The 14,194-nt window shown below is 72.5% G+C and carries 16 protein-coding genes and 1 pseudogene; 7 read left to right on the top strand and 10 right to left on the bottom strand.

What is annotated here, in order from left to right:
* Positions 1–72 precede the first annotated feature (72 nt).
* The 6 genes from ACWGJO_RS37940 to ACWGJO_RS37915 form a co-directional block, all read right to left on the bottom strand.
* Entirely contained in the window at positions 73–495 is a 423-nt protein-coding gene (locus ACWGJO_RS37940; RefSeq protein WP_452190201.1) for an SHOCT domain-containing protein, read from the bottom strand.
* A 98-nt stretch (positions 496–593) separates the two neighbouring features.
* Positions 594–1,178, bottom strand: coding sequence for an NUDIX hydrolase (locus ACWGJO_RS37935; protein ID WP_452190200.1), 585 nt, complete (start codon positions 1,176–1,178; stop codon positions 594–596).
* Positions 1,175–2,335: a type III polyketide synthase gene (locus ACWGJO_RS37930; RefSeq protein ID WP_452190199.1), complete on the bottom strand. Its 1,161-nt coding sequence runs from the start codon at positions 2,333–2,335 to the stop codon at positions 1,175–1,177. Before ACWGJO_RS37930 ends, ACWGJO_RS37935 begins: the two co-directional genes overlap by 4 nt.
* Before the next feature lie 97 nt (positions 2,336–2,432).
* Complete coding sequence (locus ACWGJO_RS37925) at positions 2,433–3,641, bottom strand: cytochrome P450 (protein ID WP_452190198.1); 1,209 nt, start codon at positions 3,639–3,641, stop codon at positions 2,433–2,435.
* A gap of 186 nt (positions 3,642–3,827) precedes the next feature.
* The gene (locus tag ACWGJO_RS37920) at positions 3,828–4,544 is read right to left on the bottom strand and encodes a response regulator transcription factor (protein ID WP_359915336.1); all 717 of its coding nucleotides are present in this window, start codon (positions 4,542–4,544) and stop codon (positions 3,828–3,830) included.
* Positions 4,541–5,395, bottom strand: coding sequence for a sensor histidine kinase (locus ACWGJO_RS37915; protein WP_452190197.1), 855 nt, complete (start codon positions 5,393–5,395; stop codon positions 4,541–4,543). The genes ACWGJO_RS37920 and ACWGJO_RS37915 overlap by 4 nt, the downstream gene beginning before the upstream one ends.
* A 117-nt stretch (positions 5,396–5,512) precedes the next feature.
* On the opposite strand from ACWGJO_RS37915, the pseudogene ACWGJO_RS37910 reads away from it, so the two are divergent.
* The 4 genes and pseudogenes from ACWGJO_RS37910 (at position 5,513) to ACWGJO_RS37895 (ending at position 10,309) form a co-directional block, all read left to right on the top strand.
* Positions 5,513–6,239: pseudogene (locus ACWGJO_RS37910) on the top strand (ABC transporter ATP-binding protein).
* Positions 6,236–8,545, top strand: a complete 2,310-nt coding sequence (locus tag ACWGJO_RS37905) for an FtsX-like permease family protein (protein ID WP_452190196.1) — start codon at positions 6,236–6,238, stop codon at positions 8,543–8,545. The pseudogene ACWGJO_RS37910 and the gene ACWGJO_RS37905 overlap by 4 nt, the downstream one beginning before the upstream one ends.
* 156 nt (positions 8,546–8,701) lie before the next feature.
* Complete coding sequence (hemC, locus tag ACWGJO_RS37900) at positions 8,702–9,637, top strand: hydroxymethylbilane synthase (protein WP_387692948.1); 936 nt, start codon at positions 8,702–8,704, stop codon at positions 9,635–9,637.
* Between the two features lie 138 nt (positions 9,638–9,775).
* Positions 9,776–10,309 (top strand): hypothetical protein, encoded by a 534-nt coding sequence (locus ACWGJO_RS37895; protein ID WP_452190195.1) that lies wholly within the window; start codon positions 9,776–9,778, stop codon positions 10,307–10,309.
* A 1-nt stretch (position 10,310) separates the two neighbouring features.
* Here the strand turns inward: ACWGJO_RS37895 and ACWGJO_RS37890 are convergent, their stop codons facing one another.
* Positions 10,311–10,829: a winged helix-turn-helix domain-containing protein gene (locus ACWGJO_RS37890; RefSeq protein WP_452190194.1), complete on the bottom strand. Its 519-nt coding sequence runs from the start codon at positions 10,827–10,829 to the stop codon at positions 10,311–10,313.
* A gap of 49 nt (positions 10,830–10,878) precedes the next feature.
* Between ACWGJO_RS37890 and def the strand changes: the two genes are divergently transcribed.
* Positions 10,879–11,469, top strand: a complete 591-nt coding sequence (gene def, locus ACWGJO_RS37885) for a peptide deformylase (RefSeq protein WP_452190193.1) — start codon at positions 10,879–10,881, stop codon at positions 11,467–11,469.
* Positions 11,466–12,119 (top strand): class I SAM-dependent methyltransferase, encoded by a 654-nt coding sequence (locus tag ACWGJO_RS37880; protein ID WP_452190192.1) that lies wholly within the window; start codon positions 11,466–11,468, stop codon positions 12,117–12,119. The genes def and ACWGJO_RS37880 overlap by 4 nt, the downstream gene beginning before the upstream one ends.
* A 17-nt stretch (positions 12,120–12,136) precedes the next feature.
* Here ACWGJO_RS37880 and ACWGJO_RS37875 read toward each other — a convergent pair whose 3' ends face one another.
* The 3 genes from ACWGJO_RS37875 to ACWGJO_RS37865 form a co-directional block, all read right to left on the bottom strand.
* A complete protein-coding gene (locus ACWGJO_RS37875) occupies positions 12,137–12,322 on the bottom strand; it encodes a DUF397 domain-containing protein (RefSeq protein WP_452190191.1) in 186 nt (61 codons plus the stop codon).
* Between the two features lie 70 nt (positions 12,323–12,392).
* Positions 12,393–12,581, bottom strand: a complete 189-nt coding sequence (locus ACWGJO_RS37870; protein WP_452190190.1) for a DUF397 domain-containing protein — start codon at positions 12,579–12,581, stop codon at positions 12,393–12,395.
* On the bottom strand, positions 12,578–13,459 hold the full coding sequence (locus ACWGJO_RS37865) for a helix-turn-helix domain-containing protein (RefSeq protein WP_452190189.1): 882 nt from the start codon (positions 13,457–13,459) through the stop codon (positions 12,578–12,580). Before ACWGJO_RS37865 ends, ACWGJO_RS37870 begins: the two co-directional genes overlap by 4 nt.
* 120 nt (positions 13,460–13,579) lie before the next feature.
* On the opposite strand from ACWGJO_RS37865, the gene ACWGJO_RS37860 reads away from it, so the two are divergent.
* On the top strand, positions 13,580–14,050 hold the full coding sequence (locus tag ACWGJO_RS37860; protein WP_452190188.1) for an ATP-binding protein: 471 nt from the start codon (positions 13,580–13,582) through the stop codon (positions 14,048–14,050).
* Positions 14,051–14,194 lie beyond the last annotated feature (144 nt).

Raw genomic sequence — 14,194 nt, 5'->3', positions numbered from 1 at the left:
GGTCGACGCGGTGGTACGCGTCGACCGGCCCCGGCCGTGCGACCGTCCGGATCGTCGTGACCGTCCGGACGGTCAGGCCAGGATCTTGTCCTTGGCCTTCTGGTACTCCTCTTCGGTGATGGCGCCCTTCTCCTTCAGGTCCGCCAGTTTCGCCAGTTCGTCGGCGTGACTGCGGCCGGCGGCCTCGGGCCCGGACGTTGCCGCGTCCCGGACGTACGCCTTGAACGCGGCCTGGTTCTCCTGGGCCTGTTGGATGTCGCGTTTGGTCATCGATTGCCCGCGGGCGATCAGGTACACCAGGACGCCGATCAGGGGCAGGATGATCACCAGGACCAGCCAGCCGGCCTTGCCCCAGCCGCTGAGGTCGTGGCTGCGGAAGATGTCCGTGATGATCTTGAAAAGCAGGAAGAACCAGAGGACCCAGAGGAAGAACTCCAGCATCGTCCAGAAGATGTTGAGCACCGGGTAGTCCACGGCCAGTGAAGTGGTGTCCATGGCTGAGTAATACCATCACAAAACGGACATCTTCACTTGATGTTCCGCCGTTCAAGTGACCTTCCGCAGCCGCGGGAACGGCCGTCGGGGCCGGGCTCTCAGCCCAGGCCGGCCTGCCGGCGCCGTTCCACCGCCAGTGCGACCAGCTCGCCCCACCAGGCGTCGTGCCCGGTCAGCAGCAGCCGCTGGGCCTCCGCGGGCGGCACCGCGCGGACCTCGACCACCTGCTCGCCGTCCGTCGGGTTGGTCGGCGCGGAATCCAGCGCCACCTCGCCCCAGCCCCACAGCCAGGCCTTCTCCGGGTGCGGCTGCCACGGCCGGTAGGGCGTCGGGTCCTCGGTGCGGCAGCGGTGCGCGCCCAGCCAGTGCGGCTCGCCGAGCAGCCGGGCGCCCGCCTCCTCGCCCAGCTCGCGGGCGAGGCAGGAGACGATGCTCTCGTCCCGCTCCCGGGTGCCGCCGGGCAGGAACCAGTGGTCCCGGTCGTCCCGGCAGAGCACCACCCGACCGTCCGCGAAGCCGACCAGGTGGATGTTGGTGACCAGCGCGTCCGGCGGCAGCTCGGTGGAGAACTGCGCGTCGAACCGCCCCCAGCTCCAGTACTGCGGTGCGTGCAACGCCGGGAACCTCGCGGCGAGTTCGGCGGCTCTGGCGGAGGTGTCGGCGCGGTCCGTGGTGTCAGTCATTCGGCGATGGTAGTGCCGGCCGGGAAACGGCGGGGAGCGGTCGGATGGACGAGGGCAATGTCGGAGGTGGAGATGGCTCGCGGGCGGCGCGGGCGCGGCGCCTCGGCCGGTGCGCCGACCCAACTGCCCAGTGAGATCTCGGCGGTGATGCCCGGTCCGAAGCCCGCGATCAGTCCGGTGGTGCCCTCGGGCACGCCGCCGTCGGCGAACAGCCGGGCCAGGGCGTCGAAGACCACGGCACTGGCGATGTTGCCGCGCTCGGTGAGCGTCGCCCGGCTGTAGCGGAAGGTGGCCGGCTCCAGGTCGAGGTAGCGGCACAGGTCGTCGAGGATGCGCGGGCCGCCCGCGTGCACGATGTAGAAGCCGAGCCCGGAGACGTCCCAGCCGTGCTCCCCGGCCAGGGCGCGCAGCGCGGGCGCGAGCATCTCCATGGTGCCGGGCACCCGCTTGTCCAGCTGGAAGTGGAAGCCGGTGTCCTTGACCCCGTACGAGATCCAGTCCTCGGTGTGCGGGACGAGGTGCGAGCCGTTGCGTTCGACCTGTACGCCGTACCCGCCGTTGTCGCGCATCACCACGGCGGCGACGGCGTCCCCGAACAGGCCGTTGGAGAGCAGCGAGCCGACGCCGAGGTCGGTCGGCTGGTAGCAGAGCGAGCAGAACTCGCAGGCGACGATCAGCACGTTGGCGCCCGGGTAGGCGCGGCAGAAGTCGTGCGCCCGGTTGACGGCGGCGCCGCCGGCCGCGCAGCCGAGCTGGGCGATCGGCACCTGGCGGGTGTCGGCGCGGAAGCCCATGGTGTTGATCAGCCAGGCGGTCATCGACGGCATCATGAAGCCGGTGCAGGACACGTAGACGATCAGGTCGATGTCCCGGGCGGTCAACTCGCCGTGGGCGAGGGCGCGTTCGACCACTTCGGGGACGCGTCGCTTGGCCTCGCGCTCGTACACCTCGTTGCGGACGGTGAAGCCCGGGTGGGTGAGGGTCCGCTCGATCGGCTGGACCAGGTGCCGGGTGCGCACCCCGGTGTTCTCGATCAGCCGTAGCGCCAGGCCGAGCTGGGGGTGGCCGGCGTGCAGGGTGCGGGCCAGGTCGAGGGTCTCGTCGAGCGTGATGACGTGCTCGGGCACGCCGATCGCCGGGCGGCAGAGAGTTGCCATGGGTGGGTCTCCCCTGGGGGCCTGGTGGCAGGCCGGTGGATGCGTGGAGCGGTACGGGCGCCGCGCGGCGGCGGGCGGCGGCAGGTGGGGGAGTCGGTTACCAGGCCACCGGCAGGGTGCGCGGGAAGCGCCAGATCGAGCCGGAGTTCCAGTCGAGTTCGGCGGGGTCGACGGCCAGCCGCAGGCCGGGGAAGCGCCGCAGCAGGGTGCCGATGGCGACCTGCAGTTCCATCAGGGCCAGGTGCGAGCCGGGGCAGCGGTGCTGGCCGTGCCCGAAGGTCATGTTGACGGGCCCGGCGTCGCGGTCGAGGTCCAGCTCGTCGGGGCGCTCGTAGGCCGCCGGGTCCCGGTTGGCGGTGAGGTAGGAGACGTGCACGGCCTCGCCGGCCCGGATCGGCACGCCGCCCAGCTCGACGTCCTCGGTGGCGACCCGGGCGATGCCGACGCCCTGGCGGAAGGGGACGAAGCGCAGCAGTTCCTCCAGGGCGCGCGGCAGCGTCTCCGGCCGGGCGCGCAGCCCGGCGAGCTGCTCGGGGTGGGTGAGCAGGGTGTAGGTGAGGTTGCCGAGCTGGTAGGTGCTGGTGTCGTGGCCGGTGACCAGCAGGACCATCGCCATGACGGTCAGCTCGTCCGGGTCCAGCAGTTCGTCGCCGTCGCGGGCGGTGGCGAGGGCGCTGATCAGGTCCTCGCCGGGGTGGGCCCGGCGTTCGGCGGTCAGCTCGGCGAAGTAGCCGCGCAGGGCGGTCTTGGCGGCCTCCTGGCCGTCCCGGCTGCCCGGGCCCATCCGCATCATCGCCACGGCGTGGCCGCGCAGTTCGGCGCGGTCGGCCGCGGGGACGTCCAGCAGCTCGCAGATGGTGGCGAGCGGGAGGCGGTCGGCGAGGAAGCGCATCAGGTCGGCGGGGGCGCCGTGCTCGGCCATCTCGTCGAAGTAGCCGTCGACGGTCCGCTGGGTGGCCGGGCGCATCCGCTCGACCTGGCGGTTGGTGAAGCCCTGGGCGACCAGCCGGCGCAGCCGGTTGTGGGCGGGCGGGTCCATCAGGTTGATGGCCTCGGCCTGGGCGATCGGGGCGGGCGTCATCCGGGGCAGGTCGCGGCCGATGCCCGCGGCGCGGCTGAACCGGCGGTCGGTGGTGACGACCCTGACGTCCTCGTAGCGGGTGGCCAGCCAGGCCTCGCCCTCGCCGTGCGGCAGCCGGATCCTGGCGACCGGGTCCTCGGTGAGCAGTCGCTTCAGGAGGGGGTCGAACTCCAGGCCGTCGGTGTGGTGGAAGGGGCAGTCCCACACGGGGGGGTTGGTGCTCACGGGCCGGTCCAAGTGTTGTCGTCATGCCGGGGGGCGCCCGAGGTGTGTCGGTCCGGCTCGGGCGTGGACATGCAGATGGTGCCCCATGAATTGGCAAAAAGGGGAATTCGGTGAAGAGTTAACTCCAATGAGTGAGATTCGGATGATAGTCATGCGAATTGGCGCTCGTAGGACGCGAGTTGACGGTCAGCCGCCACCCGGCGCGACCAGCCCGGTCTCGTAGGCGAGCACCACCGCCTGCGCCCGGTCGCGCAGGTTCAGCTTGGCGAAGATCCGGGCCACATGGGTCTTCACCGTCGACTCGCTGAGCGTCAGTTCACGCGCCAGCTCCGTGTTGGACAGCCCGCGTCCGAGCAGCGTGAGCACCTCCGCCTCGCGCGGGGTCAGCGGGGCGAGGTCGCGGTGCAGCGCCGGGCCCTCGGAACCCGGGGCCGGGCGCGGCGCGCCGGCGGCGAAACGCTCGACCAGGCGCCGGGTGATCGAGGGGGCGAGCAGCGCGTCCCCGGTGTCCACCAGCCGTACGGCGGCGGCGAGGTGGGCCGAGGTGACGTCCTTGAGCAGGAAGCCGCTGGCCCCGGCGGACAGCGCGGCGTAGACGTAGTGGTCCAGGTCGAAGGTGGTCAGCATGATCACCCGGCAGCCGGGCACCCGGGCCAGGATGCGCCGGGCGGCCTCCAGGCCGTCCGTGCCGGGCATCCGGATGTCCAGCAGCGCGACGTCCGGGCGGTGCAGCACGGCGGCGGCCACCGCCTCGTCGCCGTCGGAGGCCTCGGCGACCACGTCGATGCCGCGCGCGGTAAGGATCATCCGGAAGCCGGTGCGGACCAGCTCCTGGTCGTCGGCGATCACCACCCGCGGACGGCGCTCCGGCGGCTGCTCCGGGTCCGTGCGGCCCCCCGTCACGGCCGGTCCAGCGGGATCCGGGCGCGGACCCGGAAGCCGCCGCCGATCCGGCGCCGGGCGTCCAGGTCGCCGCCGTACACCGCGACCCGCTCGCGCAGGCCGAGCAGCCCGCGCCCGGCGCCGTCCGGCCCCTGCCCGGCCGGCGCGGCGGGTGCCCCGGAGAGCACACTCGGGCCGCTGTTGAGCACCTCCACCCGCAGGTAGTGGTCCGCGTAGCGCACCGTCACCTCCGCCGTCACCCCGTCCCCGTGCTTGAGCGCATTGGTCAGTGCCTCCTGGACGATCCGGTACGCCGTCACGTCGACGCCGCCGGGCAGCGGCCGCGGCTCGCCGGAGATCCGCACCTCGACCGGCAGCCCGGCGAAGGCGAACCGGTCGATCAGCGGGCTCAGCCGGCCCAGGCTGGGCTGCGGCGCGAAGTCGTCCGCGGCCTGCTCCTCGCCGCCGTCCGTGGCGGGGGCGAGCAGGCCGAGCAGGTGCCGCAGTTCGGTCATCGCGTCCCGCCCGGCCGCCTCGACCGCGGCCATCGCCGCCGCGGCCTCCTCCGGCATGATGGTCAGCACCTCGCGCGCGGCCCCTGCCTGCACCACCATCAGGCTCACGTTGTGGCTCACGATGTCGTGCAACTCGGCGGCGATCCGCGCCCGTTCGGCGTCCACGGCGGTCCGGGCGGCGCTCTCCCGCTCCCGTTCCAGCAGCCAGCCGCGCTCGCCGACGGCCGTCCGGTGCAGCCTTCGCGCCCGGGCGAGCGCCACCGCCAGCCAGCCGGCCGCCGAGCTCGCCGCACCGGCCGTCGCGACGGCCGCCCACTCCCACCCCGTTCCCCACACGGCATCAGTTTCCCAGGTCACGGCATGATCCACATCATCCGGGGGTGCCGGGCCCGTACATCCCGAGTACTACGGCGCCCGCGGTTACACCCGGGGTGGGACGTGCCGGCGGCGGCCCCGCGCCTACGGTCGTCCACCATGAGCAATCACCACGACGGGACGACCTCCCGGCCGGACGACGCGCAGGTCGTCGTCGAGCTGTCCGGGGTCCACAAGGAGTTCGGCGACGCCAAGGCGCTCGACGGCCTCGACCTGCGGATCCGCCGGCGAGGCGGTCGCGGTGATGGGCCCCTCGGGGTGCGGCAAGTCCACCCTGCTGAACATGGTGGCCGGACTCGACCGGCCCACCGCCGGCACCGTCCGGGTGCAGGGCCAGGACCTCGGACGGCTGAACGAGAACGGGCTGGCCCTCTTCCGCCGCCGCCACATCGGCATGGTCTTCCAGTTCTTCAACCTGATCGACGACCTCCCGGCCCTCGACAACGTCGCCCTGGCCGCCCAGCTGACCGGCACCAGCGCCCGCCAGGCCCGTCGCCGGGCACTGGAGCTGCTGGACGAACTCGGCGTCGCCCACCGCAAGGACGTCTACCCGGCCACCCTCAGCGGCGGCGAGCGCCAGCGGGTCGCGGTGGCACGCGCCCTGATGAACCGCCCGGCCCTGCTGCTCGCCGACGAGCCCACCGGCGCGCTGGACAGCCGCTCGGGCGAGCAGGTGATGGACCTGCTGATCGACCTCAACCAGATCGGGCAGACCCTGCTGATCGTCACCCACGACCCCGGCCTGGCCACCCGCTGCGCCAGCCGGCTGGTCGAGATGGCGGACGGCCGCGTGGCGAACGAGCGGATGCTGGAGCCGCAGTCATGACCGGCGCGGTGTGGCGGGCCTCCCGGGCGGCCGTGAAGCGCCGCCGGGTGCAGACCCTCGTGATCGGCCTGGTCGTCTTCTGCTCCACCACGACGGTGCTGCTCGCCCTGGCGGTGATCAGTGCCGCCCGGGCGCCCTTCGAGGCGGCCTTCGACGGGCAGCACGGCGCCCACGTCGTGGCGTCCTTCGAGCCGGCCAAGGCCTCGGCGGAGCAACTGGCCGCCACCGCCCACCGGCCCGGCGTCGAGGCGGCCGCCGGGCCGTTCGACCAGGTGACGGTGGAGATCCCCACCGACTGGGTCGGCAGCCCGCCCGGACCGCTGACCCTGGTCGGCCGGGCCGACCAGGCCGGGCCGGTGGACCGGGTCGAGCTGCTGTCCGGCCGCTGGGCCACCGCACCCGGTGAGGTGGTCCTCAACTCGCTGTTCGGAGGCGCGGCGGAGCAGCTCCTGAACTCCCGGCTCCCCATCGGCGGCGGCCGGTACCTCACCATCGTCGGCTTCGTCAACAGCATGAGCCAGAGCGCCGGCGGCTGGGTCACCCCCGAGCAGGCCGCCGCCCTGCACCCCACCGGTCGGCAGATGCTCTACCGCTTCACCGACGCCGCGAGCGAGCAGCGGCTCACCTCCGCCATGGACTCCGCCACCGAGGGCCTGCCGAAGGACGCGATCACCAGCGCCCAGTCGTACCTGGTGCTCAAGGACGCCTTCTCGGCGGGGGCCGATGCCTACCTGCCGCTGATGACGGTCTTCGGCGTGCTCGGACTGGTCGTCTCGGCGCTGATCGTCGGCAACGTGGTGAGCGGCGCGGTCGTCTCCGGCTACCGGCACATCGGCGTGCTGAAGTCGATCGGCTTCACCCCGCGCCAGGTGGTGACCGTCTACCTCACCATGGTCTCGGTGCCCGCGGTCGCCGGCACCGTCCTCGGTACGGCGGCCGGCTGGGTGGCGTCGTACCCGATCCTCAAGTCCGCGTTCTCCGGCATCGTCACCGGCACCGCCGTGATCGAGCCCGCCGGCTGGCTGCCGCTCGCCACCCTGGTCAGCGTCCCGCTGCTGGTCGTCCTCGCCGCGCTGCTCCCGGCCTCGCGCGCCCACCGGCTCCCCGCCGCCCAGGCCATCTCGGCCGGCAGTTCCCCGCGCAACGGCCGCGGCCTGAGGGTCCAGCGCCGGCTGAGCGGCACCCGGCTGCCGCGCGCCGTCAGCCTCGGCCTCGGCCAGCCCTTCGCCCGCCCCGCCCGTACCGCGCTGACCATGTCGGCGATCGTGCTCGGCGTGGTCACCGTGACGATGACGGCAGGTCTGAGCAGCACCCTGACCAGATTGGTGGACCACACCGACGGCCACACCCATGTCAACGTCCAGACCGCCCACTTCTCGGGCAACAGGACCGAGCCCAGGCTCACCCCGGCCCAGACCGAGGCCATGCTGCACGCCACCCCCGGTGCCGAGCGGGTCAGCACGCGCGGGCTGGTCCAGGTCGGGCTGGTCGGCTACGCCCAGCCCGCGTTCGCCGACTTCTACGGCGGCGACGACAACGCCAACGCCAAGTGGCTCTCGGTGGTGAACGGCCGCCCGGCGACCGGCCCGAACGAGATCGAGGCCGGCCCGTCCTTCCTGAAGCAGCACGGGCTCAAGCTCGGCGACAAGGTCACCCTGGACCTGGACGGGCGGCGGGTGGCCGTCACCCTCGTCGGCGAGGAGGCCGAGGGCAACCCCCGGGCGTTCGCCTCCAACGACGCCACCAGGGCCGCCCTCACCGACGACCCGCACGTGGTCGAGTACGACGTGACGCTCGCCAAGGGCGCCGACGCCGAGGCGTACCGCAAGGCGGTGTCGGACGCCGACCCGAGCCTCTCGACCTCGGTCTTCGACCCCGACCTGGCCGGGCCGATCGCCGCCGTCATCGCCTTCACCACGATCTTCACGGTGCTGCTGTCGGTCGTTGCCGCGTTGGGCGTCTTCAACACCCTGCTGCTCACCATCCGTGAGCGCCGCCGGGACCTCGGCATGCTCAAGTCGATCGGGATGACGCCACGGCAGGTGGTGGCGATGACGGTCACCTCGGTGGCCTGGCAGGGCGTGGTCAGCGGGATCATCGGCATCCCGGTCGGGGTGGTGGCCCACCGGCTGATCGCCGAGAACGTCGGGACGATCGTGTTCGCGCAGGACACGCTCGACGTCTGGAGCGCCCCGCTGCTCGTCGGCCTCGCCCTCGCCGGCGTCGCGATCGCCGTCCTCGGCGCGCTCGTCCCGGCGCGTTCGGCGGCCCGGCTGCCGATCGCCGAGGTGCTGCACAACGAGTGAGCCCGCGGGCCCCTGCCGGGGGCAAAGGGGCGGACGGCCGGTCGGGACTCCCGACCGGCCGCCCGTGTTGTCCGGGCTTGCGGAATCCCGCGCCGCGTGCGTCCTACCGGCTGACGCATGCTCAATCACGGCTGTGAGGACGCCTATCATCGCGCCATGGCCACCGCTGAGCTGATCCGCATCGTCTCCCGCTCCTCGCCCATGGCGCTCGCCCAGGTCGAGCGGGTCCGTACCGAACTCGCCGCCCTGCAGCCGGGCCTGCGCACCGAGGTGGTGCCCGTCACCACCTCGGGCGACCGCTGGACGGGTGATCTCGCCCAGCTCGGCGGCAAGGGCGCCTTCACCAAGGAGGTCGACGCCGCGCTGCTCGCCGGGGAGGCCGACGTCGCCGTGCACTGCCTCAAGGACGTACCCGCCGACCGGCCGCTGCCGGCCGGCACCGTCTTCGCCGCCTACCTGCGCCGCGACGACATCCGCGACGCCCTCGTCCACCCCGGCGGCCTGCCGCTGGCCGCACTCCCGCCGGGCACCCGGATCGGCACCTCCTCCGTCCGCCGGGTCGCCCAGCTCGCCGCCTCCCACCCCCACCTGGAGTGCGTCCCGATCCGCGGCAACGCCAACAGCCGGCTCGCCAAGCTGGACGCCGGGGACGTCGACGCACTGCTGCTCGCCGTCTCCGGCCTGGAGCGGATCGGCCGGCCGGAACGGATCACCGAGGTGCTCGGCATCGAGGCGATGTGCCCGCCGATCGGCGCCGGCATCCTCGTCCTGCAGTGCCGCGAGGGCGACACCGCGACCATCGAGGCGGTCACCGGCCTCGGCCACCACGACACCTGGCGCGAGGCGGCGGCCGAGCGGATGTTCCTGCACGCGCTCCAGGGCCACTGCAACAGCCCGATCGCCGGCTACGCCCGGGCCGAGCGGGACGGCCGCCTCTCGCTGCGCGGCCGCGTCTTCACCCCGGACGGCAAGCGGGTGCTGGACGCCCACGAGTGGGCGGGCGCGCTCAGCCCGGAGGACCTCGGGACCTCGGTGGCGCTGGCGCTCAAGCGGCAGGGGGCGCAGGAGCTGATCTCCTCGATCCCGCACTGAGGCCCGGCGGGTTACGGTCCGCAGTCCGTTCTTCGGGGCCCGCCTCGGGGCCGGGGCGTGAACGGCCGGTGGCACCGCGGTCGACTTTCCCCCGTCGGAGCGAGAACCGGGCGGGTGCCCGGGGCGTCCGTCTGAGGCGTGATCAGTACGGTGCTCGGCGGGATGCCGATGTTCTGGCCCGGGCTGCTGCTCTCGCTGGTGCCCGCGGCGCTGCTGAACCGGCCGGTGGGGCGGTTGCTGCGGGCCCATTGGGTGGTGGGCTTCGTGCTGCTGCTCGGCCTCGGCGGGGTGGTCGCGGCGACGCTGCTGCCGGACGCCTTCCGGCTCACCGAGGGCGCCGTCCGGCACTGCGCCGTGGAGGGCGGCAGGCCGCGCTCGCCGTACGAGCTGCTGCACGTGAGGCACATCGAGCTGAAGCTGGCGACCTTCGCCCCGGTCGGCTTCGCGGCGGCGCTGGCCGGGACGCGGCGGCGGGCGGTGGCGGCGCTGCTGGGCGCGGCGGCGCTGCCGTTCGCGGTGGTGGCGGTGCGGTACGCGGTGCCGGCGATCGGGCGGGCCTGCGATGTGCAGGACGTCTGGGACGGGGTGCAGGGGGTCGCCCTGGGTGCGGCGCTGGGGCTGGTGGGGGGGCCGCTGGTGCGGGCGGTGCGGGCGCGGTCGCGCGCTGTCTGAGCTACTGGTCGAGGAGCGGGAAGAGCCGGGTGACGGCGGCGACCGGGCGGGCCCCGGCGGGCCGGGTGGCCGGGTCGGTGTCGCGGCTCCGGTAGCGGGCCAGCACCCGGCGGAACTCCTCGGCGACGGCGACCAGTTCGGCGGGGGTCAGGTGGACGACGGCGCTGAACGCCTCGTCCTGCTGCCACTCGGCCGGGGCCTCGGCGCGCCGGGCGAGCCAGTGCCGGTGGCTCTCGTCCTCCAGGCCGCGCGCCAGTTCGCCGAACCCGCCGTCCGCCTCCGCCCGTCGGGCTGTCGGCAACCGCCACGGCCGGGCCCGCCCGTCGGTGGCCGGGGCCTCCTCGATCAGCCCGTACCGGGCCAGCTGCCGCAGGTGGAACGAGCAGAGGCCCGAGCTGAGGCCGAGCCGGGCGGCGGCCTCGGTGGAGGTGACGGTGCCGTGCTCGGCGAGCAGTTCCAGCAGCGCGGTGCGGACGGCGTGCTCGGGGAGGGAGCCGGTTCTGACGAGGTCTTCGGTCACTTTGCAAAGTCTGCTACTTTGCAAAGCTGACAGCAAGTCCATCGAGGGAGTGCCTGTGTCCGAGCTGCGCGAACGCCCGACCGTCCTGCGGATCACCGAGGTGGGGGAGGAGATCCTGCGCCGCACCTGCCGCCCGGCCACCGAGGAGGACTTCGGCAGCGAGCACCTCGCCCGGCTGATCGACGACATGTTCGCCACCATGCACGTCGCCGACGGCTGCGGCCTCGCCGCCAACCAAGTGGACGTGGACCTGCGCCTGTTCGTCTACGACTGCCCCGACGACGACGGCGTCCGGCACACCGGCCACATCCTCAACCCGGTGATCGAGGAGCAGGAGCCCGGGCGCGCGCTCATCGAGGAGACCGAGGGCTGCCTCTCCGTCCCCGGCGCCAACACCGGGCTCGCCCGCCCGGCCCGGACCGTGGTGCGCGGCGTCAACCAGCACGGCGAGCCTGTCACCATCGAGGGCACCGGCTACTTCGCGCGCTGCCTCCAGCACGAGACCGACCACCTGAACGGCGGGCTCTACATCGACCGGCTCTCCGCCCGCGACCGCAAGCGGATGATGAAGCAGACCGCCGACCGCCGGGAGAAGGTCTTCGCCGAGCGCGCCACCAGGGCCGCCAAGGCCGCGCGTTGACCGACCCCGCGCACCTCGCCGCCGTCCGGGAGTCCTACGACACCGTCGCCGCCGACTACCTCCGCCTCGTCGTCCCGCCGGAGGGCATGGACCCGGTGTCCCGGGCGATGCTCGCCGCCTTCGCCGAGCTGGTACGGGAGTCGGGCGGCGGCGAGGTCGCCGACCTCGGCTGCGGACCGGGGCGGGTGACGGCGTACCTGCGCGGCCTGGGGATGTCGGCCTTCGGGGTGGACGTGTCCGGCGGGATGATCGCGCTCGCCCGCCGGGCCTATCCCCAACTGCGCTTCCTGCGTGGCTCGATGGCGGCCCTCGACCTTCCCGACGGCGCCCTCGGCGGCATCCTGGCCTGGTACTCCGTCCACCACACCCCCGTCGAGCAACTGCCGTCGTTGTTCGCCGGGTTCCGCCGCGTCCTCGCGCCCGGCGGTCACCTCCTCCTCGGCGGCCACGCCGGCGAGGCCCAACTGCTGCACCCGGACCGGGCGTACGGCCACCCGGTGTCGTACGCCTCGCACCTCGTCCCGGCCGGGCAGCTCGTCGAACTCCTCGAACAGGCCGGTTTCGCCGTCACGGCCCGCCTCGAACAGCCGAACCCGCAGAGGGCCGACCGCTCGTACGTCTGCCTGCTGGCCGAGACCCGTACAGAGTGAATCTGTCGGGTGGTGGGTCAGGCGGCCTCGGTGGTGGCGGCGAAGGCGACGAACGCCTGCCAGGCGGTGGGGGAGAAGCTGAGCCGGGGGCCGCTCTTGTCCTTGGAGTCACGCACGTGGACGGTGCCGGGGGTCTCGGCGACCTCGATGCACTGGGCGCCCTCGTTGGTGCTGTAGCTGCTCTTGAACCAGGCCAGTTCCATGCCTTTGACGGTACGCCAACGGCCCGCCGCCAGGAAGGCGGTGGGCCGTTGAGGGGAGGTCCGGAAGGTGTCAGACCTCGGTGGTGGCGGCGAACTTCACGAAGGCCGCCCAGGCGGTCGGCTCGAAGGCCAGCTGGGGGCCGGACTTGTCCTTGGAGTCACGCACGTGGACGACATCAGGGGTCCCGGCGACCTCGATGCAGGCGCCGCCCTCGTTGCCGCTGTAGCTGCTTTTGAACCATGCCGGCTCGGTGTTCATCGTTCTCCCAGGATCTTCTCGATCAAGGCCAGGGACTCCTCGGGGCTGTAAGCCTGTGCCCTGAGGATGTTGTAGCGCGCATTCATGACCTGGACCTCGTCCGGATCGGTGATCAGCCTACTGCTCGTCTGTACCTCGATGTAGCCGTGCTGGGCCCGGCCTTTGGGGGTGATCAGGATGAATGGCCCACCCATGCCGGCGTGCTCGGTTCTGTCCAGCGGCAACACCTGGATGACCATTCCACGGGTCCGGCCGATCTCCAGAAGGTGGCGGAGCTGTTCTGCATGCACATCCCAGCCGCCAAGCGGTCTCTGCAGTACGCTCTCGTCGATTACCCAGCTGAACATCCCGCGTGGCCAGCGGGTCAGCACCTCCTGGCGTGCCATTCGTGCCGCCACCCGCATGTCGATCACTTCTTCGGACAAAGCCGGTTGCCTCATCGCGTAGACCGCTCGCGCATGCGCTTCGGTTTGAAGTAGCCCAGGGATGTCGAGCGTGGCGAAGTCGTGCGTTTCGACCGACACGTCCTCCAGACTCACGTAGCCGCGAAACCAAGCCGGGTGTCGCAATCGGGTCTTGGCCCGAGCCTTCATCACGTCATCCACCGCGATGGCCAGCAGGCCACCGGCATTGAGCGCCTTGTCCACCGCGATCAAAAGCTCAGGCTGTGGGGTCCGCACTCCTCTCTCCACCGCGCTGATCAACTGTTCGCCGTAGCCGATGATCTCGCCGAGCTGCTTCTGTGTCAGCCCGGCCTGTTCCCGTAGAAGCTTGATCTGCTTGCCGATCGCGCGGAAGAAGTCCGAGACCTCCGTGAGGTCCTCCGGTAGTTCCGTCCGTGCCACGTCGCCCGAGTCGCTCCTGCGTGCCGCTCCCATCGCGACCACCCCGTCTGTGATTGAGCCACGAAACAAAAGGCTGTCCGCACCCGTACAGGCACTCTCCGTGCTTGCTGGATGCATGGTCAGGGTACTTCCGCCCCGTCACGCTTATCTCCCATGACGACCGAAATCCCCCTCGACAACCCCCGGTCCCGTACCGCCGTCCTCACCGCCTCCCCCAAGGGCGCTGCCATCTGCCGTCGCCTGGCGAGGCGTCAACTCTCGGGCTGGGGGCTGAACTCCACGCACACCGAGCCGTTCCACTGCGCGCTGCTGATCGTCGCCGAGCTGGCCGCGAACGCGATCACGCACGGGCGCCTTGCGGGGAGCGGGTTCGAGGTGCACCTCTCGCTCACCACCTCCGTGCGCCGGGGCGCCACCCTGCGCATCGAGATCAGCGACCCCCGGGGGGACAGGCTCCCCGTCCTCCCCGCCGTCCACACCCCGAACGCCCAGACCGGCCGCGGCCTCACCCTCGTCGACGCCCTCTGCGACCGCTGGGGCACCATCCCCCGCCACTCCAACTCCAAGACCGTCTGGGCCGAACTCGACCTCGCCGAGGCCACCGACGCCCCCGACGCCCTCTGAACCCCGCGATACCCCACCGGTCCTCCGAGCCACCCGGAGTGGGGGGGGGGGGCGGGCGGCGACACCCCCCACCCCAGTTATACCACCCCCCCGGGCCCCCCCCGCTTGTGGTGTTGGACCACCGGGGGCGGCGCGGCCAGGAGG

Source organism: Kitasatospora sp. NPDC054795 (genome assembly GCF_053611565.1).
The sequence above is the reverse complement of the archived record's forward strand: the minus strand, read 5'-3'. Positions and strand labels throughout refer to the sequence as shown.

What these genes read in the sequence shown, in the direction of transcription:
- ACWGJO_RS37935 (WP_452190200.1), bottom strand. Translation starts at nt 1,178, where the DNA reads ATGACTGACACCACGGACCGCGCCGACACCTCCGCCAGAGCCGCCGAA.
- ACWGJO_RS37870 (WP_452190190.1), bottom strand. Translation starts at nt 12,581, where the DNA reads ATGAACACCGAGCCGGCATGGTTCAAAAGCAGCTACAGCGGCAACGAG.
- ACWGJO_RS37930 (WP_452190199.1), bottom strand. Translation starts at nt 2,335, where the DNA reads ATGGCAACTCTCTGCCGCCCGGCGATCGGCGTGCCCGAGCACGTCATC.
- ACWGJO_RS37875 (WP_452190191.1), bottom strand. Translation starts at nt 12,322, where the DNA reads ATGGAACTGGCCTGGTTCAAGAGCAGCTACAGCACCAACGAGGGCGCC.
- ACWGJO_RS37940 (WP_452190201.1), bottom strand. Translation starts at nt 495, where the DNA reads ATGGACACCACTTCACTGGCCGTGGACTACCCGGTGCTCAACATCTTC.
- ACWGJO_RS37905 (WP_452190196.1), top strand. Translation starts at nt 6,236, where the DNA reads ATGACCGGCGCGGTGTGGCGGGCCTCCCGGGCGGCCGTGAAGCGCCGC.
- ACWGJO_RS37860 (WP_452190188.1), top strand. Translation starts at nt 13,580, where the DNA reads ATGACGACCGAAATCCCCCTCGACAACCCCCGGTCCCGTACCGCCGTC.
- ACWGJO_RS37865 (WP_452190189.1), bottom strand. Translation starts at nt 13,459, where the DNA reads ATGGGAGCGGCACGCAGGAGCGACTCGGGCGACGTGGCACGGACGGAA.
- hemC (WP_387692948.1), top strand. Translation starts at nt 8,702, where the DNA reads ATGGCCACCGCTGAGCTGATCCGCATCGTCTCCCGCTCCTCGCCCATG.